14 protein-coding genes are annotated in these 20769 nt (G+C 60.1%); 1 reads left to right on the forward strand and 13 read right to left on the reverse strand.

Annotated features, from left to right (window positions below):
* Nucleotides 1-9 precede the first annotated feature (9 nt).
* The 4 genes from GDN70_RS24855 to GDN70_RS24870 all read right to left on the reverse strand — a co-directional run bounded on the left by GDN70_RS24855 (nt 10) and on the right by GDN70_RS24870 (nt 4319).
* A complete protein-coding gene (locus tag GDN70_RS24855; RefSeq protein ID WP_152103151.1) occupies nt 10-1071 on the reverse strand; it encodes a Gfo/Idh/MocA family protein in 1062 nt (353 codons plus the stop codon).
* A 70-nt stretch (nt 1072-1141) separates the two neighbouring features.
* On the reverse strand, nt 1142-2404 hold the full coding sequence (gene wecC, locus GDN70_RS24860) for a UDP-N-acetyl-D-mannosamine dehydrogenase (RefSeq protein ID WP_038970402.1): 1263 nt from the start codon (nt 2402-2404) through the stop codon (nt 1142-1144).
* Nucleotides 2397-3521 carry a non-hydrolyzing UDP-N-acetylglucosamine 2-epimerase gene (gene wecB, locus GDN70_RS24865; RefSeq protein WP_028143643.1) on the reverse strand — a complete coding sequence of 375 codons (1125 nt, stop codon included), beginning with the start codon at nt 3519-3521 and terminating at the stop codon, nt 2397-2399. Before wecB ends, wecC begins: the two co-directional genes overlap by 8 nt.
* Before the next feature lie 3 nt (nt 3522-3524).
* Nucleotides 3525-4319, reverse strand: coding sequence for a WecB/TagA/CpsF family glycosyltransferase (locus GDN70_RS24870; protein ID WP_038970403.1), 795 nt, complete (start codon nt 4317-4319; stop codon nt 3525-3527).
* Between the two features lie 178 nt (nt 4320-4497).
* Between GDN70_RS24870 and GDN70_RS24875 the strand changes: the two genes are divergently transcribed.
* Nucleotides 4498-5385: a glycosyltransferase family 2 protein gene (locus GDN70_RS24875; protein ID WP_038970404.1), complete on the forward strand. Its 888-nt coding sequence runs from the start codon at nt 4498-4500 to the stop codon at nt 5383-5385.
* Here GDN70_RS24875 and GDN70_RS24880 read toward each other — a convergent pair.
* The 9 genes from GDN70_RS24880 to rfbC form a co-directional block, all read right to left on the reverse strand.
* A complete protein-coding gene (locus GDN70_RS24880; RefSeq protein ID WP_244625820.1) occupies nt 5382-6602 on the reverse strand; it encodes a hypothetical protein in 1221 nt (406 codons plus the stop codon). The genes GDN70_RS24875 and GDN70_RS24880 overlap by 4 nt on opposite strands.
* Before the next feature lie 26 nt (nt 6603-6628).
* Complete coding sequence (locus tag GDN70_RS24885) at nt 6629-8056, reverse strand: HlyD family type I secretion periplasmic adaptor subunit (protein ID WP_173015862.1); 1428 nt, start codon at nt 8054-8056, stop codon at nt 6629-6631.
* Nucleotides 8053-10257: a peptidase domain-containing ABC transporter gene (locus GDN70_RS24890; RefSeq protein WP_152103152.1), complete on the reverse strand. Its 2205-nt coding sequence runs from the start codon at nt 10255-10257 to the stop codon at nt 8053-8055. Before GDN70_RS24890 ends, GDN70_RS24885 begins: the two co-directional genes overlap by 4 nt.
* The gene (locus tag GDN70_RS24895) at nt 10235-10570 is read right to left on the reverse strand and encodes a hypothetical protein (RefSeq protein WP_028143639.1); all 336 of its coding nucleotides are present in this window, start codon (nt 10568-10570) and stop codon (nt 10235-10237) included. Before GDN70_RS24895 ends, GDN70_RS24890 begins: the two co-directional genes overlap by 23 nt.
* A 10-nt stretch (nt 10571-10580) precedes the next feature.
* Nucleotides 10581-17246, reverse strand: coding sequence for a DUF4082 domain-containing protein (locus GDN70_RS24900; RefSeq protein ID WP_152103153.1), 6666 nt, complete (start codon nt 17244-17246; stop codon nt 10581-10583).
* 87 nt (nt 17247-17333) lie between these two features.
* Complete coding sequence (rfbA, locus tag GDN70_RS24905; protein ID WP_152103154.1) at nt 17334-18236, reverse strand: glucose-1-phosphate thymidylyltransferase RfbA; 903 nt, start codon at nt 18234-18236, stop codon at nt 17334-17336.
* Nucleotides 18145-19134, reverse strand: a complete 990-nt coding sequence (gene rfbD, locus GDN70_RS24910) for a dTDP-4-dehydrorhamnose reductase (protein WP_038970423.1) — start codon at nt 19132-19134, stop codon at nt 18145-18147. The genes rfbA and rfbD overlap by 92 nt, the downstream gene beginning before the upstream one ends.
* A 7-nt stretch (nt 19135-19141) precedes the next feature.
* Complete coding sequence (rfbB, locus tag GDN70_RS24915) at nt 19142-20200, reverse strand: dTDP-glucose 4,6-dehydratase (protein WP_152103155.1); 1059 nt, start codon at nt 20198-20200, stop codon at nt 19142-19144.
* 10 nt (nt 20201-20210) lie between these two features.
* Nucleotides 20211-20768, reverse strand: a complete 558-nt coding sequence (rfbC, locus tag GDN70_RS24920; RefSeq protein WP_028143636.1) for a dTDP-4-dehydrorhamnose 3,5-epimerase — start codon at nt 20766-20768, stop codon at nt 20211-20213.
* Nucleotide 20769: the final 1 nt, after the last annotated feature.

A 20769-nucleotide genomic window follows, 5' to 3' on the forward strand; every position in this document is an offset into this window, starting at 1 on the left:
CCGCGCGCGTCATGCTATCGCTCTGGCGCGCTGCCGGGTTCCGTAAGGCTCGCGCAGCAAGACGGGCGCACCCTGCTTTGCGATCGAGCACGATGCCGCCTCCAGAACCTCGATCACGTGGAGTCCCGAGATGCCGCTGGAAATCGGCTGGCCACCGGTGCGGATGCAATCGACAAAATGATCGACCTCGGTCTGTAGCGCCTCCATAGTCGAGATATGCGGAGCCCACATGTCGCCGGCGCGATATCCGATCCGGAATTGATGTGCATCTTCGGGAGGCGCGTCGAGCGTAATTCCCTTGTCATAGACCTTGATCTTTTCGGTCGGCTCGAGATCGTCGTAGACGATCATCTTCTTGCTGCCACCGATGAAAGTCTGGCGCACCTTGACGGGCGACAGCCAATTGACGCTGACGTGGGCCACGCATGCGTTGGCAAAGAACAGCGTGATATGCGCCATATTTTCCGGCGAGCCGACAACGTGGCACGAGCCGGTTGCCGAGACCGCGATCGGCGCTTCATCGAGGATATGGTGGATGATCGAGATATCGTGCACCGCCAAGTCCCAGATCACATTTACGTCCTTTTGAAACAACCCGAGACTCGCGCGCGTGCTGTCGTAGTAGTAAATGTCGCCAAGTTCTCGGCTCAGCAGGAGCTCCCGGATCTTCTGGACCGCCGGTGTGTAGAGGAAGGTATGATCGACCATGAGCGTCAACCCACGCCGATCTGCCTCTTCGATCAAGCGGGTCACGAGCTCAGCGCTCGGCGCGAGGGGCTTTTCGACCAGAACGTGCTTCCCGGCTCTCAACGCCGCAATTGCCAGCTCGTAGTGCGTATGCACCGGCGTGGCGATAGCGATTGCATCGATACGGACGTCCTTCAGCAAATCTTCGTAGCGAGAGGTCGTCTCTACCGCCGGGTAAAGCTGCTTCATCGCGCCGAGCCTGCCTGGGTGCAGGTCGCTCACGCCGACGACGCGGGTGGCAGGATTGATGGAGAAATTGCGAACGAGATTGGGTCCCCAATAACCGCAGCCCACGACGCCGATTCCCAGTTGACTGTCTCGCATGCTAACCTCGATGCATCCAGGTGATACGCCTCAAATCATCCCATTGCCGACGATCACTTCACGCCGGGCACTAGGTCCGCGCTGGCATGTCCTGCCATATGCCCCGGGTATCTATGACGTCGAGATGTCGGCGCTCCGATAGGGGCACCATCTTGAATTCGTCATGATCGACGAGGAGAACCGCGATTTCGCAACTGCGCAGAGCCTCCTCGATGTTCACGAAAGCGACACGGTGATCGGCCAACTGAGGCGGCAGGCGGCGAAGGTTCGGCTCAACGACCTTGACTCGTTCTCCGTACTTTGCCGCGAGATGCGTGGCGATCTCCATGGCGGGACTCTCACGCAAATCGTCGACATTGGCCTTGAAGGTCAATCCACAACAAGCGACGTTTGCATAGGGATGATCGTCGATCAGCGCCTCTGTACGTTCGATGATCTTCTGAGTTTTGGCGTTGTTGACTTCCCGGCTTGTTCGCATCACTCGAGCGAGGTCTGGTGCGGAGTCGATGATGAACCAGGGATCGACCGCAATGCAGTGCCCGCCTACTCCCGGTCCTGGCCGCAATACGTTTACGCGAGGATGGCGGTTGGCGATGTCGATCACCTCCCAGACATTGATGTCGAACCTGTCGCAAATCAACGAGAGCTCGTTCGCGAATGCTATGTTGGTATCGCGGAACGCGTTTTCCGTCAGCTTGACCAATTCGGCTGCCCGCGCTGTGGTCCCGACGCAGGCGCCGCGAACGAACATTTTGTAGAAGCGTTGAGCACGCCGCGTGCATGTTGGCGTAATTCCCCCAATGCACCTGTCGTTGTTGATAAGCTCTGTCAGGATCCGTCCCGGCAACACGCGTTCTGGACAGTAGGCGACGTAGATCGCTCCGTCTTCCTTGCCGTTGACGCCTATGTGTAGATCTGGCCTGCGTTCGACGATACGTTTTGCTATGGCCTCGGTCGTCCCGATCGGCGATGTCGATTCGAGGATGACGAGATTACCCGGCGCAAGGATGTCGACGATTTGGTCGACTGCGGCATTAACGCTTGAAAGGTCTGGACGGTTTTCGCGGTCGATCGGCGTCGGCACTGCGATGATGAAGACGTCCGCAGGCTGCGGCTTGGTGGCGGTCGTCAGGGCACCGCTCGACACGACCTTGGAAACGAGACCATCGAGATCGGGCTCCGCGATGTGAATCTTTCCGGATGCGACCGTATCGACGATACGCTCGTTTGTGTCGATGCCGACCACCTGCATTCCCCGGCTCGCAATCAGCGCTGCGGTCGGGAGCCCGATATAGCCAAGTCCAACGACATTGATCTTCTGAAATTCAGGCATCGAGAAGCACCTTCACGATACGCTCGCTCGCGTGCCCGTCACCAAACGGATTATGCGAACGGGCCATGGCGGCATAAGTCTCGTCATCGTCGAGCAAGCGAAATGTCTCGGCAACGATCTTGTCGTAGTTCGCGCCGACCAGGCGCGCCGTCCCGGCCTCCACCCCCTCAGGACGCTCGGTCGTATCGCGCATCACCAGGACTGGTTTGCCGAAGGTGGGGGCCTCCTCCTGCACGCCACCTGAATCCGTCAGGACCAAATGGGACAACGAGAGCAGACTCACGAAGTCCGTGTATTCCTGAGGAGAAATGAGGACGACCCTCGGGTGATCCGACAATCGGGACGCGAACAAGTCGCGGACGTTCGGATTCGGATGCACTGGGAGCACCACAGCAACGTCTTCCCTTTGCAGGATCGTCTCCAACGCGTTCACGATGTTGACGACACCGCCGCCGAAATTCTCCCGGCGGTGGCAGGTCACCAAAATGATGCGCCGATTGCCGTGTCGCTTCTTGATGCCGTCCCAGCGGCACGAAAGCCCCGGATCGGATTCGACCATGGCTTTCGCGAGGATGAGCGCGTCCACCACCGTGTTTCCGGTGACATGGATGCGGTCGTCCGAGACGTTCTCAGAGCGCAGCGCGCGGGCAGCGCGCTCTGTCGGCGCGAAATGCTGATCGGCGATCGACCCGACGATCTTGCGGTTCACCTCCTCGGGCCACGGAGCGAAGATGTCGCCGCTGCGCAGTCCCGCCTCGATGTGCGAGACCGGTATCCGGTGGTAATAGGACGCCAGCGCGCCGACCATGGCAGTCGCCGTGTCGCCTTGGACGATAACCCTGGTAGGCTTCACCTTGTCGAGGAGCTCACCGACTTCTCCGAGCAACCGGGCCGTTAGATGATCCAGCGTCTGATTGGCCGTCATGACGTTCAGATCAAAATCCGGAACTACCTTGGCAAGCTTGAGGACCTGATCAAGCAGCTGTCGATGCTGTGCCGTCGCACAGATCGTTAGCGAAATGTCCTTGCGATTCTCGGCCTTGAGTCGGTTGATGACCGGAAAGAGCTTGATGGCTTCTGGTCGGGTTCCCAAAAGGATGAAAAAATGCTTGCGCACGTCTCACCCTCCGATCCGGCTCGGGCCGGGCGGCACGGCGCCCGGCGTGCCAAATGTATGCCCTATCGCTTGCTTGGCGAGCGCTTGCACCAGGATGCCCGCAAACAGCGTGTTCGTTGTGGCGTATCGCCACCACATCCGCCCGGGCTCTTGATAGATGCGGTAAAGCCATTCGAGGCCCAGCCCCTGAATCCGCGCCGGCGCGCGCCGAACGGTGCCTGCAAGGATATCGAACGCACCGCCCACGCCCATGATAAAGGGTACGCCGAGCTCGTCACGATGGGCGGCGAGAAAGCGCTCTTTCCGTGGTGTCGGCATGCCAATGAAGAGACAATCGGCCGCGCTGGACTGGATGTCCCGCACGACCTCCCTTTCCTGCTCCGGCTTGAAGTAACCATCGTGCCAGCCGGCGAAGACGAGTGAGGGATATCTCTCTCGCGCGCGCTGCATTGCCTGCTGCAGGACGGCGGGGGTGGCACCCAGGAAGTAGGGCTTGTAACCTTCCCGCGCACATACCGCGAGCAACTCGGCCAGGAGATCGACGCCGGCGACTCGGGACGTTGCCGGCAGCCCTAGGGCTCGGGCACCCCAGAGAATCCCCATGCCGTCGATGCTGACGATGTCGCTATTGGCGACATCGGCCGCGAGCATGGGATCCGATCGCATATTGACAAATTTGGCAACGTTCAACGCGACATGCTGCAGCCGTCGGCGGCAACGCATGGCGCCGCGCGCGAGCTCGACGGTTTCCGCCATTGTCAGCAGGTCGATGGGGCAGGCCAGGAACGATGCACGCATTTGAACCGACCCTCCGAAACGCAATTTGTTTAAGTTGCATTTAAGATTATAATAACGATAATAATTGGCTACCATTTAATTGCAAGGATTAAATGCATCAACCTCCTTCAGAGACGCCAAAATAGCGCGCCGGCAGATATGCCGCAGGCCAACGTGAATTAAATAGGGAATCACCAAAATGATCTCGGTCATTATTCCCCACCTCAATCAGGCTGACGCCCTGGAAGCCTGTCTGCGAAGCCTGGATGCGCAGACCCTGTCACGGGATTTGTTCGAGATCATCGTGGTGGACAACGGCTCGACCGTACCGCCGATAGACGTCATTGCCGACCATTCCGGCGTCAGGCTGGAGCACGAAGCGCTTCCCGGTCCGGGCCCGGCGCGAAACACAGGCGCAGCTTGCGCGAGAGGCGATATCCTCGCTTTTGTGGATGCCGACTGCCGGGCTCATCCGGACTGGCTGACCGCGATCCGTGAGGCGTTCCAGCAAACCAGGGCGGCGACGATCCTTGGCGGAGAGGTTCGCATCAGGCCTGCCGCCGAAGGGCGTTTCACCGCGATCGAAGCCTATGAAAGCGTTTTTGGCTTTCGCAATCGCTTGTACGTCACCAAGCACGGCTACTCCGTCACGGCAAATCTGGCGGTTCGCCGCGCCGACTTTGCGAGGATCGGACCTTTCCCGGGCATTCAGTTCGCGGAAGATATGCAATGGGGACAAATGGCCATCCGCGCCGGCTGCGAATTTCGCTACATTCCCGGGATGATCGTGTTCCACCCTGCGCGCCGCTCGCTTCGAGAGCTGTATGCGAAATGGGACCGCCAAATTGCGCACTACCGCAACACCGCACAGGCCGCGCGCGGCTGGCAGCTGCGCTGGTTTGCCACGGCCCTGCTCGTCCTGGTATCACCGGCGGTCGGCGCCATCACTGTACTGACGAGCGGACGCCTCCATGGGATAAGCGCGCGCCTCAAAGCGATTGCCGTTCTCTGCGCGGTTCGCAGCCATCGAACGACCAGGATGCTGGCCCTGCTCCGGAGAGAGGGCACGGTTGTCTGGAATCGCTAGCCGAGCGCGCTGCCGTTGCGCTGCGGCACGCCGCCGACCGGACTGGCTGGCTGTTCGAACGCGACGTTGTGACTGAGATCCTGCAGGTCGGTACGCCGACCGAATGACCACAAAATCCAACCGAGCTCGTAGCTGCGGCACTCGAGCCGAACGTCCACATTTTGGCGGTCGATCAGCTCTCCCCCGCTCTCGCGCCAAACGTTCCTGATCGCGCGCAACACCCGCGGCGCCTTGGTCGTCAGTTCACCCTTGCGGACCTGCGAGCGGATCGTCAGGTTCAGTTCAGGCACGAGCATGGTCCGGCCCAGCTGGTTCTGGCCGAGTACCCAGTTGAATCCCTTGACCAGCGCTTCCCGCGCTCCCCGTCGTCCAAAGCGCTCGGCCCATTCCAGCAGCGCAGGGGCCATTCCATACTGATGGACCGAATAGATCTCGTAGAAATCGAGGATGCGGCCGCTCGTCGCATCGAAGAACCACGGCCATTCACCTTGGGGACCTTGCAGCGCAATCAGATCGCGCACGCAAGTATCAGCCATGACGAGCGCGGACGCATCGCCGGTGAATTCGCCGTACTGATAGCAGGCGATGGAGAGATAGGTTTGCGTCGCAAATGATGCGAAACGGCGACGAAAACCGGACGGCGCGTCGAAGAACAATCCGGAATCGCCATGGAAACGTTCCTTCAGGAAACGGTAGAGCGGGCCGGCGAAGCATAGCCACTCCTTCTCGCCCTCCCTCGCCTGGGCGATGACACCCGTCAGCAGCATGCCCAGATCCTGCGCCCGGAAAGCGTGCCACCGCGACTGATCCGAGAGAACCGCTTTCAACTCTCGCCTGACTGGCTCCGGAATCGGGAGGCGGAGCTCGGCGGCGGCCCACAGCGCCATGCCGAATGCATATTTGCGCACGGGGAGCGCGGTAAGCTTCATGGCATTTCGATAGAAGATCTCCGGGAGATCAATATCAGCCGGAAGTTTCGCGACCCGCGACATCCCAAGCAAGACGTTGAGAGTGTAGAACACGTCGCTATGCGGCAGCGACTCGTTCGGCGAAGCGGGCCGGTCGAGGTGATAAACATGCGACCAACGACGCTCCGCAGGCAACCAGCAGCGTTCAAGCCCCTGCAACGCGTAGTTCACCAGGGGCGAGTTTGATAACGGCGCCTTCGCTCCAGCGGGCACTATGAATTTCACACCAGAATTCGGACTGATCATCATTTCCAGTACACCATTGTAAATTCGGCTCAGTACTCCCGGATGCTTTCATCCAAGCCGCGAAGCAGGGGATAGAGAAAATATGAAATCACCGTTCGCTGTCCGACCTTCATCTCGGCGGTGACCGCCATACCAGGCATCAACTGAACGCGCTCGGACGGCAGCCGAAGGTGCGTGTCCCGCAGATCGATCAGTACGCGGTAATAGGGAGCTGACGACCGGCGCACACCTTCGGCCTTCGCCTCTGGCGAGAATGAGTCCTGACTAATGACTCCGACCTCGCCAGTAGCGGTGCCGTACTTCTGAAATGGAAATGCCTCGAACTTCACTCGTACGGCCTGCCCGACCGCCACCTGCCCGATATCCCTACCCTCCACGTTGACCTCCGCCCGGAGCGTCTCGTCCCGTGGAACCAGCACAAACAAGGTCTCGGCCTCGCGGACCACCGAACCCACCGTCCGATTGGCAATGTCGAGTACCACCGCATCCGCCGGTGCATTCAGCACGATCAGCTGCCGACGGAGCTCCGCCTTTTTGAGCTCTTCGGCAGTGCCATCCCGCTTTGGCAACGTCTCGACAAGTTCCTGATAGGCGCCGCGGCGAAACTCGGCAGCGAACACCTTCTGGTCTGCACGGGCCTTGTCCAGACGATGCGTGTTGTCGACGATGCTGCCACGGACTCGCGCCAGGTTGCTTTCGACCTCCAACCGCGCATCCCGTGATAGCAGGAAGTTCAGTCTTGAACCGACCTCCTTGGCCATCAACGCGCTTCGCATGGCTTCAATGGACTGCATCGTGTCCAGCCGCTGGGCCAGGACCAACTCCTCGCTCTGAGCCGTTTTTAGATTGGCCTGTGCGGACGCAATCTGTGCGTCATAGTTCTGGATCTGAAGGTCGTAAGCCGCCTTCCTCTGGAGGAATACCCTTCTCTGCAGAGCTTGGTCGGCGTTCGCCGCCTCATCGAGGCCGTAGTCCGTGCCGTCCAACTCGGCTCGAAGCCGGCCGATGGAGGCGTCGAGACCCGCCAGGCGACCGCGCAGTTGAGCAAGATCGGCTTGAGAGAATGTCGGATCGAGGACCGCAAGAACGTCGCCGCGATTGACGGCGTCGCCGGCCTTGACGCGAATCTCCCGAATAACCGACGTTTCCAGCGGCTGTACGACCAGGTTCGGACGCGTCGTGATCAACTTTCCCTGCGCAGTCACAATCATATCAACGCGAGACACGCACGCGAATGTGATCGCCGCAGCGATCAGGGCCACGACGCAATAGAGCGTGATCCGTCCCACACGCGGTGGCGTCTGCTGCTCGATCTCGGCTGCGTCTGATTGAAATTGCGCGACAAAGCGAGAATCTGTGGGCGCGGACCTCATGAGCCGGCGTCTCGTCCGTGAACCGGATGGAGACCCGGATCTGCCTGAGGCTGCTTCAGCTCTGATCTTTTCAGCCGCAGTCATGCGACCTGCCTCGTCTGCTGGTTCCAGAGATGCCTGTAGAAGCTGCATTTCGACAGCAGCGCGTCATGACGATCTACATCGACGACCCGTCCACGGTCGATCACCAAGATCTGGCTTGCGTCCGACAACATCGAAAGCCGATGCGATACGATGACGACGGTCCGTCCCTCCGCGATACGTCGCAGATTGCGCCTAATGATCGCCTCGCTCTCGGAATCCAGTGCGCTGGTGGCCTCATCGAGGATCAGGATACGCGGGTTGACGATCAAGGCCCGCGCGATAGCAAGCCGCTGCTTCTGCCCGCCTGACAGGTTCGATGCCTGCTCCTCTAGCATGGTGTCGAACCCCCTCGGCAACCGCTCTATGAACTCGTCCGCACCGGCGAGCTGAGCCGCCCGGACGACCTCCTCGAACGTGGCGTCGCGCCTCACGCATGCGATATTTTCGCGCACTGTGCCCCGGAACAGGAAACTGTCCTGGAGCACGATCCCTAGATTCCGCCGCAGATGGGCGAGATCGATCTCGCGCGAATCGTGACCGTCGATGCGCACCAACCCCTGCTGCACCGGATACATTCCCGCGATCAGGCGTGTCAGCGTCGTCTTGCCCGAACCGCTCCGGCCGACAATTCCGAAGATCGAGCCGGGAGCGATCGAGAACGACACGTCGTCCAGCGCCGGCGTTCCCTCCCCATAGCGAAACGTGACGTTTTCAAACTCGATCTGCCCGGCGAAGTCGGGCCGCACGCCTTCGCGACGACCGTCGCGTTCCAGCTCCGTGTTCATGACCTCGCCGAGCATCTTAACGGCGAGCGCAACCTCTTGATATTCGTGCACCATGGTCACCATCTGCACCAGCGGCCCCGAAACGCGTCCCGCCAGCATGTTGAAAGCGACAAGTGCGCCGATCGTCATCTCGCCGCCGAAGACATCGAGCGCACCAAGTGCGACGATGCCGAGCGTCATCATCTTCTCGAGGAAACCGGTCAAGGCCTGAGCGCCCGCCGAGATTTTTTCGACGCCAAACCGCATCGATACCGACTGCGCGCAACGATCGTCCCATGTCCTGTTCTGGCCGGGCTCCATGGCCAACGACTTCACGGTACGCATGCCGTGCACGGTCTCAACGAGGAGCGCCTGGCGCCCGGCTTCGGCCTGATAAAGCTGGTAGAGCCGCCGTCGGAACGGTCCCATCAGAATAGCAATCACGCCCGCGCTGATGGCGGTGAAGGCCAGCACGACGCACGTCAGCTTGATGCTGTAAAGCGCCAGAACAGGCAGAAAGACGAAAAGCGAAAGCGCGTCCAAGGCGGTCAGGAACAGTCGGCCGGTCAGGAACTCACGGATTCGTCCGGCCTGCTGCATGTGCTTCACCAACACGCCGGCCGAGATGCGCTCGAAGAAGGTTACCGGAAGTCCCAAAAGATGCCGAAACGTCCTGGTCGCGACCCGGATGTCGATCTTGTTCGTGGCATAGAGCAGCAGGTAGCGCCGCAAGAAGCTGAAGACGGCGTCGAAACAGAGCGCAAGGATCGCGCCAGCCGAGAGCACGTAGAGTGTCGTGAGGCTCTCATGGACAAGAACCTTGTCGATCACGAGCTGAAAGAAGATCGGAAGCGCCAGCCCGAGCGCATAGAGGAACACCGCAGCAATTGCGACGTCGGAAAGGAGCCGCCACTCCCGCAGCATTTCGGGTATGAACCAGCGCAGCCCGAAGGGCCTGTGGCCCTGCGATGGGGAACTCTCGCGCTTGAACAGAACGACCTTTCCGGTCCACCTGGAGCAGAAGCGGTCCGCATCGACCAGCAGGTGCTCTCCCGTCCGCTCGGCCAGAGGATCAAAGACCGTTACAGCGTCGCATTCCGGGCCGGCGCCGACCACGAGGACCCAGTTGAGGTTCGAGAGCTGGACAAGAGCCGGATAGGCCTCGCCGAGCTGGCATATCGCCTTCCAATCGAGCTGCGCCGTGCGGGCGCGAAGGCCCGCATCATGAGCCATGCGGAGCAAGAGATCGGTCGAGATGCCAGTCTCGTCGACGGCATAGGCGTGCCGCAACCGATCAGAAGGCAGATCGATACCGTGATGGGCAGCGATCCTTGACAGGCATTCAAGGGCCGTTTGAGCAGCCCGACGCGGCTCGTCCTCGGACGACGGCGGTTCTGGTTCGAACCTCTCGATTTCAACGGAAGTTGGTTGAGGCATTGGAAGATCGCGGATTGTCCGAAACTGACGAGGCAGGCTCGACGCGCGCACTCGCCTGTGGCGCGGCCATCGGCGTCCTCGGCCGAGAGCGCTGGACGACGCCGGCATCGACCAGACCCTGAAGCGCGTTCTGCATCACCTCCACGGAGTTCGCGAACGACTCCGCCGAAAAGATCAGCCTTTGGCGAAAGACTTTCTTGGGCGCGTTGTTGGCATCACGTTCCGTGGGCGAGAGACTGACCAGGTCGACCCGCACGATCGACCCGCCAATTGTGACCTCGTCAATCCCGTCAGTATAGAGCTCTGTATGCATTGCGGTTCTCCTATGCTGCTAGCTGCGGTCTGAAGAGGACGTCAACCGCGTAGCTCGTCGCGTTGAAGGTGTTGGTGGGGAAGAGGCTTCCGGATCCGTATGCATAGACGCCGTTTCCGCCGCTGGACGCGGATGACGGAGCGGTCAATGGTCCGTTGGTTACCGAACTGGCAAATAGATTCGGATCGTCCGAGTAGTTTCCCGCAGTGTGGTAGGAGGCGATATAGGTCGTGCCCGCCGTGATGGTGACCGGCGTTGCAAAGTTGACCTGCTGCCAGCCACTCGCCGTCTCATTGGTAAATGTGGCCGTCGCTAGCAGGGTCCCGGTGCTGCTCCAAAGATCGGCGACGTGAGTGCCGGTATTGGATGGTCCCTTGTAGAAGCGCAGCCCCATGACGTCGCCAGTGGTGGACGCCTGGAACTTCATACCGAGCTCAACCGAATTCGGATCATTCACCGTCACCACGCTGGGCGTTGGATTCGAGCTGAACAGGCTTACGGTGCTTGCTGACGGCGCGTGAACGGTCACGGTCGCACTTGCGCTCGCCGTCCCGCCTCGACCGTCCGAGATCGTGTAATTGAACGAGGCCGGACCGGTGTAATTGCTCGCCGATGTGAACGTCACCGTATTGTTCTGGGTGCTGAAGCTAGCGGTCCCGTTGACGGCCCCGCTGACCCCGGTGATTGTTAGCGCATCCCCGTTAGGATCGGTATCGTTTGCGAGGAGTGCCGAACCAGAAATGCTGAGTGGCACGTTTTGGGTGGCGTTGAAGCCGCTGTCGTTGTTGGCGATCGGCGGCTGGTTCGTGCCGCCACTCCCGTTGCTGAACAACACATCGACCCAATAGTTTGTCGCGCTGAATGTACTGGTTGGAAACAGATTGCCTGTTCCATAAGTGTACACACCATTGTTGCTCGCGGGAGCCGTGAGCGGCCCGTTCGTGCGTGCGGCGGTAAAGTAGTTTGACGTCGTCGCATAGCGTCCGTTGCTGTGGAAGCTCGCCACGTAGGTGGATCCGGCCGCAATCGAGACGGGGCTGCTGAATGTGAGGGTTTGCCAACCGCTGCTGGTCTCGTTGGAGAAGGTTGCGCTCGCGAGAAGCGTTCCCGTGCTGCTCCACAGTGAGCCGGTGTGAGAGCCGGTGTCGTTTGCACTCTTGTAGTACTTGATCCCGGTAATCGTGCCGGCAGCGGAGGATGTGAACCGTACGCCGAGATTGACCTGAGATGTGTCGGACGTCGAGAGCACCGAAGGCGTATCGGACGCCGAGAACAAGCTGACCGTCGAGGAGGCCGTGCCCACTGCTATGTTGAACGTCTCGCTGGCCGTGAGTCCGCCGAGATCAGTCGCGGCGGCCTTCACACCGAGCGTGCCGACGTCGGCCGACGCCGGCGTGCCACTGAAAGTCCGGGTCGACGCATTGAAAGCCAACCAGGCGGGAAGCGCCGAGCCGTCGGCCGCAGTTGCCGTATAGGCGAGTGAATCCCCGGAATCCACATCGGTGAAGGTGCCGGCCGGCAGCGTCAGCGAGAAGGCCGAACCAACCGTTGCAGTCTGGTTGCCGGTTTGGGCCGCCAGGACCGGCGCATCATTGGCGCCATGAATGGTGACTGTGAGCGTAGTCGACGATGTTGCGCCGGCGGCGTCACGCATCGTGTAATTGAACACGTCCGTCAGCGTGGTAGTCGATAGCCGCAAGGCTTGGATGGCAGAGTCAGTTTCATTGACGGTATAGGTGAAAGCACCCGAAGCATTGAGCACGAGACTTCCGTGCGCTCCATTCAGCGCCGAGCCCAGCGTGCCGGAAGTCGAACCGAAGCTGACCGCAGTCACGGCCTTCGTATCGCCTGCGTCCGGATCGGTGTCGTTGGTCAGAACGTTTCCCGTGGCGGGTGAGCCGCCGCTGCCGTTACTGACACCGCCCTTCTCGGTCGCGTCACCCGTGTCGGCGACGGCGGTTGGCGGGGCGTTCGCGGTCGTTGTCACGACAATATTGAACGTTTCGCTCGCGGTGAGGCTGCCGAGATCCGTCACAGCTGCCTTCACACCCAGCGTGCCGACATCCGCTGACGATGGTGTACCGCTAAAGGTTCGAGTTGATGCGTTAAAGGTCAGCCAGGCGGGAAGTGCGGAGCCGTTCGCCGCTGTCGCACCATAGGTGAGTGAATCGCCGGAATCGACGTCGGTGAAGGTGCCGGCCGGCAGCGTCAGCGAGAACGCCGAACCCACTGTCGCGGTTTGGTTACCGGTCTGGATCGCCAGCACCGGTGCATCATTGGCACCGTGAATGGTGACTGTGAGCGTGGTCGAGGATGTTGCGCCGGCGGCATCACGCATCGTGTAATTGAAGACATCCGTCAGCGTGTTGTTCGCAAGCCGCAGCACCTGCACGGCGGGATCCGTCTCGCTGACCGTATAGGTGAAGGTCCCTGAGGCGTTGAGCACGAGGCTTCCATGCGCGCCATTCAGCGCTGAGCCGATCGTGCCGGAGGTCGAACCGAAGCTGACCGCAGTTACGGTCTTCGTATCGCCGGCGTCCGGATCGGTGTCGTTGGTCAGCACGTTTCCAGTGGCGAGCGAACCGCCGGTGCTGTTATTGACGCCGCCCTTCTCGGTGGCGTCGCCGGTGTCGGCCACGGCGGTCGGCGACCTGTTCGTAGCGGCGGATCCATTGAAGACCACGTCGACAAAGTAGTTGGTCGACTTGTAGACGTTGGCCGGGAAGACGGTCCCGGTTCCGTAGGCGTACACTCCATTCCCCGCCGCTGGCGCGGTCAACTGGCCGTTCGTAACTGAACTCGTGAAGTAGTTCTGAGTGTCGGAATAATTTCCGTTGGTGTGGTAGGACGCGACATATGTCGTTCCCGCGGAAATGGCGATCGGGCTCGCGAAACTGACCTGCTGCCAGCCGCTGGCCGTCTCGTTCGCGAAGGTCGCCGTACCAAGGAGCGTTCCCGTCGAGCTCCACAGATGCGCGACATGGGTACCGGTATTCGACGATCCCTTGTAGAAACGAAGGCCGGTTATCGTCCCGCTCACAGAAGCGGAAAACTTGACTCCGACCTCGACGGAGCTCGTATCACCCGAATTGGCCACGCTCGGCGCGGCGTTTGTGGCGAACAGGCTTTGCGCGGAGACGGGATAGTTGACGTTGAGGAGAACCTGGCCGGTTCCGGTGGCCTCGCTCGTGTCAGTGATCGTATAGGAAAATTGCGCCGATCCCGCGAAATTCGCGGTCGGAGTGAACGTCACTGTCTGAGCCTGAGCGTTGTAGCTTACGCTACCGTTGATTGGGCTGCTCACGCTGGTGATCGAAAACGACAGGCCGGCCGGATCCGTATCATTGGCGAGCAGCGCCGATGCCGGAATGGTCAGAACACCGTTTTCGGTTACATTAAAGCCGCTGTCATTGTTGGCCTGCGGCTGCTGGCTGGTATTTCTGAAGACGACATCGACCCAATAATTCTGAGCCTTCACAATCGAAACAGTGTTCGGGAAGAGCGGTCCGGGACCGTAGGCATAGACACCGTTGAGGCCGCTGCCTGTCGCCGTCAGCGCACCGTGCGTATGGCCGGCATTGTCGAAATAGAAGTCGGTCGTAGAGTACTGACCGGTATTCGTGTGATAGGAGGCGATGTAGGTGACCCCGGCCTGCACATGGACCGGTGTCGCGAAATTCACCTGTTGCCAACCACTCGCGCTTTCGTTGGTGAACGTGGCGCTCGCAAGCAGTACGCCATTCGTCGTCCAGAGATCGCCCAGATGCGTCCCCGTGTTCTGCGGCCCCTTGTAGAACCGAATGCCGGTGATATCGCCGGACTCGGCGGCGACGAACTTCACACCCAATTCTACAGCGCCGGCGTCGTTGGTTGTGACTACGGCCGGCGTATCGGTCGGATTGAAGATCGTCAGGTTCGACGAAGGCGTGACGGTGTAAGCAACGCCCTGGCCAGCCGTCTCGAGGTTCAGGCTGTCGTCCACCGCCCGGCTCTTGATGTTGTACTGGCCGGAAGCGCCAGCGGAGAATGTATACGACCAGGTCACATTCGCGATGCCGACTCTGCTGCTGGCGGGATGCCACGTCTGTCCACTGTCTGCCGAGACTTCAACACCGCCGATGACGCCGCCCGCATCGCTCGCCGATCCGGTGACGGTAACCGACTGGCCCTCCGGGATGCTGCTGGCCGAGACGTTCGTGACGGTGGATGTTGGAGCAGTGTGATCAGTCGATTGGGAAGCAATTACCAGACTCGCTTGCAGCGTCGCGGGTTGCACGCCCATGTCGGCGAGCACATTGACCGTTGCTTGCTGGACGTTCGGATCAATCGGCGTAGCGGACCCAACCACCTGGTCGTGATCGGAGGCGAGGCCCCACGACCAGAACACCGTGCCGGCCCCGAAAACAAGGGCACCGCTGACCGGGTCGCGAAACTCGACCAGATTATGAGTTGCTGTTCCGTTGCCCGTGGTGTTGCCGTAGTCCAGGAGATATTGGCCGGTGATCTGCAGCGTCGAAGACGACACATTTACCAGTCCAGCCGGGCGGAAGCCGTTATCAGGCGACGAATCCCACTCATAACCGAGCAGATTCTGTACAAGCGAGGCGGTTTGGCCCACCGGCGTATTGGCAACCGACGTATTGCGCCAGAAGCGCAACTTCGTCATGTCGTACGGAATCCGGATAATATCCGTGCGATCGGAGTCCACCTGAAATACCTGGCCGGTGAGGGCGTTGGAAGGGATTCCCGACAGGCCTCCAGTCGACGCAAAGCGCGCGTCCATGAAGGTGCCAGTCGCCGTTCCAGTTGGGTCGATCAACTGATTGGCGTGGGTGTCCTTGTACGAGATCAGGGTGCGGTTGGCCGTCTGGCTGGCATCGATACTGGGCGCGAGTCTCGTTTGCCAATACACTTCGTTGCCACTGAGAAACATCAGATTGACGCCGGCACGGCCGGCCGCCTGGACGTTGGAAAACTGGCTGTCGGTCCAATATTCATCGTGACCGACATCCATGTAGACTTGATGGTTGAGCAGGAGTGATCCGCTGGTCGCAGCGTCGATGCCGGAGATATAGGAGACGTCGTATCCGTTCTGCTCAAGCCAGTAGATCGCCGGATATTCCGCCGAGAACACCATATCGTTGGCGGTGCCGTACAGACCACCGTCACGCGTCGTAATGGGGCGGTTGTAGCTTACGGCATAGGCCGAACCGTTGATGCCAGGTCCGTTGCCGGTGTAAAGATTGGCTCCGCCCCAGGGGTTGTAGGCTTGCCACGTCTGATCGGCCGTCTGAAATACCACAGCGCTGTGCGACGCATCGTTGCGGATGACGAATGGAATCTGGAAGATCTGCGTTCCGTCGATGACGTTGGCGATGTACACGCCAGAAACGGCGTCAGTCGGTATGCTCCATGAGTCGGTCACGCTCCAGTTGCCGGCGTCGACGAGGCCCGTCGATGCGTTCTTCAATGGCGCCGGCTGCACAACCGAAGTTGCGGCCTGATGCTGTACGGTCGTAATCAGTCTGGCGCCGTTGCCGCCGTAATAACCCAGCCGGTAGATATCGATACGATAATTCGGATTGCCCGTCTGGTTGTTGATCTTGAATTGAACGGTGCCGCCGATGTTGGTACTTATCGCTGTCGTGAACCCCTGGATTTTCGTTGAGTCCGCGCCAGGGTCGATCTGCCAGATATTTGGCGATGTGCCTTGTTTCTGATTTTCCAGTACGATCGGGTTCGTGACTGGGTCTGCAACGAGCGTGCCGCCCTGCCCATCACTTGCAAAGGTCCAGTTCGTATCCTGGCCGGAGAACAGCAGAGTGACATTGCCGACTCCATTGCTGAAATCGACTGTGCTGATGTTTGAGCCCAGGTCGTAATGAACGGAGGCCGACATCGTCGACGTGAAAGCGAAATCCCTGAGGTCGATCAGATTGCCGGTTGAAAGCGGTCGGTCCGGCGACGAGCTCCCGATCAGGCCATGAAATTGGGCGGAGCGATCGAGAACCAGGGTGCCGACGTCCGTCTCGAACGAGACGGTTATTCCGTAAAACGAACCGTTCACGAGCTGTCCGGAGACCGAGCCTCCGATCTCGAGTGCCGATTTGTCGGAAATCGCGAAGGCGCCCGACCCGCGGACATCACCTTTGAAGTCCGCTGCGGCAACCCCCTCGCCGCCGGGTGATCCGACCTTGATGCTCCCGTTATTTATGGCGTTACCTTCCACCACGAACGACGAGTCTTCCCCGAGCGCGATCGTCACACCTGCTTCAACGATCAAACTGCCCACATCGACATTGGCTCTGGTCGTGACAACATAGGATCCAGGCGCGCCAATGAAGGCGCCGTGCGCCGCCGTCGGAATACCCGCACTCCAATTCGTGGCGACATTCCAATAGCCGCCGCTCGAACTTATCCAATGTGTCGTACCGGCTCGCGAACGCGAAGACGCGGCCACCGCTCGCAGATCGGAGCCTGAGGAGAGTAGCGAGCCGAGGCTGTCCGGGCGCGTCAGGATGCTGGTCGTCCTCCACAGCCAAGCAGCGTCTCTGCTCCGGATCGCATTCCAGAGGGGCGCACCGAGCAAGTCAGCATCTATCTGGCCGAAATCACCCTCTTCCGGGAGGAGCGGCCTTGCCGGCCGATGGAAGACGCTCGCCTTTTGATTCAACATGGCCAGCCCTCGAGCTTCGCAAGCGAAGTATTTAATTTAAAAGAGCCGCGTCGGTCAATTAATTAAATCGGAAATAATAATTTTAAATCAGCCATCGATTGCGACGCCGGAGCGCGCCCCGGGCAACCGCAGGATTTCATTGAGGTATCTGCCGTATCCGCTCTTCTCCAGCGGCTGAATCAGTCCAAGAAGCTGATCTTCATCGATGAATCCCTGCCGAAAGGCGACCTCCTCGAGACAAGCCACCTTCATGCCCTGTCGTTTTTCAAGCGTCTGCACAAAGGTCCCTGCGTCGAGAAGCGACTCGACCGTGCCCGTGTCCAACCATGCAAAGCCCCGTCCCATGCGCTCGACGTGGAGAGCGCCGGCCGCGAGAAAGCGCATTTGCAGATCGGTGATCTCGAGCTCTCCCCGCGGCGACGGCTTGACACGACGGGCATATCGCACGACCCGGTTGTCGAAGAAATAAAGACCGGTGATCGCCCAGTTCGATGTCGGCTTTCTCGGCTTTTCCTCGATTCGTAGTGGGCGGCCCGCCTCGTCGAACGTAACGACGCCATATCGTTCGGGATCGCGCACGTGATACGCGAACACGGTTGCGCCTTCCTCGCGGGCTGCCGCCCTTGTGAGAAGTTCGCGCAAGCCGCCGCCGAAGAAGATATTGTCTCCGAGCACCATTGCGACGCGATCGGTTCCGATGAAATCGGCACCTACGATGAAGGCTTCCGCCAGGCCGCCGGGACGAGGTTGCTCCGCATAGCTGAGGCTAATCCCCCACTGGCTTCCATTTCCGAGCAATCGCTCAAACTGAGACCGGTCTGCCGGGGTCGTGATCACCAGGATTTCGCGGATTCCTGCCAGCATCAGCGTCGACAGCGGGTAGTAGATCATCGGCTTATCATAGATGGGCAGCAACTGCTTGCTCACCACACGCGTGATCGGATAGAGCCGCGTTCCGCTGCCGCCAGCCAGGACAATTCCCTTCAGCATCGGTGTCTCCTTTTCCGACAAGTTGGTCGAGACAGGTTTCGAGAGAGTGGCGCCAGGCCGGCAATCGAATTCCAAACACGCGCTCCACTTTGGACGAGTCCAGGCGGGAGTTCAGGGGCCTGCGCGCAGCGCAGGGGTACTGCTCAGTCGTGATCGCTTCCAGCGCCGGCGGCCGCACTCCACGACGGGATAAACCATCGAAAATTGCCTCGGCAAAGCCGTGCCAGCTCGTTGTTCCCTGGCCGGACACATGGAAGATGCCTGCCGCGATGCGGCGATCATCTGTGATCGACCGCTCTGCGATCTTCAGGAGCGCTGCGGCCAGCTCCGCTGCTGACGTCGGGCTTCCGTGTTGGTCGCAGACCACCCTTACGATTGGACGCGTTTCGGCCAGCCGCAACATCGTCCGAACGAAGTTGCTGCCTGTTGCGCTGTAGATCCAAGACGACCTGACGACAGTCGCGAGAGGATGCGCCGCCAGAACGGCCGCCTCGCCGGCCAACTTTGACGCGCCATATGTGTTCAACGGCGCCGGAACGTCGGTCTCGTCGTAAGCCTCGCTCTTGGCACCGTCAAAGACGTAATCCGTCGATAAATGCACAAGCGGAATGTTTCTCTGCCATGCGACATCCGCTAACGCAGCCGCACCATCGCGGTTGACACTGAAGGCTTTTCCGACTTCCGACTCTGCCCGATCCACAGCCGTATAAGCCGCGGCATTAATGATCATGCAGGGGGCGATCGAGGCGACCGTCCTGTCGATCCCGTCCCGGACTTCTAGGTCGAGCTCCTCACGTCCGAGGGCCACTGCAGATAGGCCGCTAAGCGCAGCGAGATCACGAAGGCAACTGCCCAATTGGCCGTTTCGACCAGCAATCAGAATCGGTCGTTCGATCATGGCAACCTCAGTGGCGGGTGGCTGGGAGACCAAGGCGCGCGCCGTCGTAGACCATATTGCGAGCCCGCGCCCACCAGGCGCCGCTGGCCAGATACCATTCCACCGTGTCGGCGAGACCTTGTTCGAAGCTTCGGGTCGGCTGCCATCCCAGCTCGCTGCGCGCTTTGGACGCATCGATTGCGTAACGTGCGTCGTGTCCCGGACGGTCCGGCACAAACGAGATCAAGGATCGCCTCGCTGTCGGCCCCGGACGTAGTCGATCAAGCACGTCACAAATCTGGGTGACTACCTCCAGGTTCGAGCGTTCGCTATCGCCGCCGAAATTGTACTTCTCTCCGGCCCTGCCCTCGAACAGCAGCCTGATCAGGCCTGCGGCGTGATCGTCGACATGAAGCCAATCGCGCACATTGCTGCCGTCGCCATAGACAGGCAACGGCTTGTGCTCAATCGCGTTGAGAACCGTCAGGGGAATGAGCTTTTCCGGGAATTGGAATGGTCCGTAATTGTTCGAACAATTGGAGACGATCACCGGCAAGCCATAGGTCTTATACCAGGCGAGCGCGAGGTGGTCCGAGGCGGCCTTGCTCGCCGAATAGGGTGAACTCGGCCGGTAAGGGGTATCTTCCCGGAAGCAGTCGACCGGCCCCAATGAACCGTAGACCTCGTCCGTCGACACGTGAATGAACCTGAACTGACTTCGCCTCTGGCTTGAAAGCCCGTCGTAATATCGTCTGGCAGCTTCCAGTAGAGTATAGGTACCGACGATGTTGGTGCTAACGAACGCTGCCGAGCCTGTAATCGACCGATCGACATGGCTCTCCGCTGCCAAGTGGATGACTGCGCTTGGCTCCCACTCGTAAAACAAGCGAGTGACCGCCTCCTGATCGCAGATGTCATGCTGCTCGAATCGATAACAGCTGGTACCTTCGATGGATGCCAGCGAGGCCAAATTGGCCGCATAGGTCAACTTGTCGACATTGACGACCGAGGCACCGGCTTCCAGCACCAACTGTCGACAGACCGCAGACCCGATAAATCCCGCTCCTCCGGTCACCAGGACACGCATGCCACGCCCTCTATTCAAACACTGAAGCAAGCTGGTCGAAACGGGGAAGCGCCCGATCCTTCGGTGAAAGCTGGGCCGCCGAGGCCCTCACCGGCCACTCGATAGCCAATTCCGGATCGGCCCAATGGATGCCGGCGTCGTGGTCCGGAGAGTAGACCTCGTCGACCTTGTAAAAGACCGTAGTTTGAGGCTCGAGCGTACAGAAACCGTGAGCGAACCCTTTTGGAACGAGCAACTGCTCGTCAGTCTCGCTATCCAGTTTGACCGAGACGTGCCGGCCGAATGTCGGCGACCGCCGCCGAAGGTCGACCACCACGTCAACGATCGCTCCCCTTAACACGCGAACCAGCTTGGTCTGCGCGAAAGGAGGCTGCTGGAAGTGCAATCCGCGAACCGTCCCGACTCGCTCCGAGCAGGATTGATTGTCTTGGATGAAATCGTGAGAAATTCCTCTTTCGGCGAAAGCAGAGCGACGAAACGTCTCGCAAAAATAGCCGCGCGTATCGGAAAAGCGTTTCGATCGGACCAGCTTGACATCCGGAATCGCCAAACTTCGCACTTCCAGCATG

The organism is Bradyrhizobium sp. TM102, from assembly GCF_009176685.1.
Classification (GTDB): Bacteria; Pseudomonadota; Alphaproteobacteria; order Rhizobiales; family Xanthobacteraceae; genus Bradyrhizobium; species Bradyrhizobium ottawaense.

Bases quoted from the DNA above. Each gene is read 5' to 3' on its own strand.
- GDN70_RS24855 (WP_152103151.1), bottom strand. From the start codon at position 1,071: ATGCGAGACAGTCAACTGGGAATCGGCGTCGTGGGCTGCGGTTATTGG.
- wecC (WP_038970402.1), bottom strand. From the start codon at position 2,404: ATGCCTGAATTTCAGAAGATCAATGTCGTTGGACTTGGCTATATCGGG.
- GDN70_RS24870 (WP_038970403.1), bottom strand. From the start codon at position 4,319: ATGCGTGCATCGTTCCTGGCCTGCCCCATCGACCTGCTGACAATGGCG.
- GDN70_RS24875 (WP_038970404.1), top strand. From the start codon at position 4,498: ATGATCTCGGTCATTATTCCCCACCTCAATCAGGCTGACGCCCTGGAA.
- GDN70_RS24880 (WP_244625820.1), bottom strand. From the start codon at position 6,602: ATGATGATCAGTCCGAATTCTGGTGTGAAATTCATAGTGCCCGCTGGA.
- GDN70_RS24885 (WP_173015862.1), bottom strand. From the start codon at position 8,056: ATGACTGCGGCTGAAAAGATCAGAGCTGAAGCAGCCTCAGGCAGATCC.
- GDN70_RS24890 (WP_152103152.1), bottom strand. From the start codon at position 10,257: ATGCCTCAACCAACTTCCGTTGAAATCGAGAGGTTCGAACCAGAACCG.
- GDN70_RS24895 (WP_028143639.1), bottom strand. From the start codon at position 10,570: ATGCATACAGAGCTCTATACTGACGGGATTGACGAGGTCACAATTGGC.
- GDN70_RS24900 (WP_152103153.1), bottom strand. From the start codon at position 17,246: ATGTTGAATCAAAAGGCGAGCGTCTTCCATCGGCCGGCAAGGCCGCTC.
- rfbA (WP_152103154.1), bottom strand. From the start codon at position 18,236: ATGCTGAAGGGAATTGTCCTGGCTGGCGGCAGCGGAACGCGGCTCTAT.
- rfbD (WP_038970423.1), bottom strand. From the start codon at position 19,134: ATGATCGAACGACCGATTCTGATTGCTGGTCGAAACGGCCAATTGGGC.
- rfbB (WP_152103155.1), bottom strand. From the start codon at position 20,200: ATGCGTGTCCTGGTGACCGGAGGAGCGGGATTTATCGGGTCTGCGGTC.
- rfbC (WP_028143636.1), bottom strand. From the start codon at position 20,768: ATGCTGGAAGTGCGAAGTTTGGCGATTCCGGATGTCAAGCTGGTCCGA.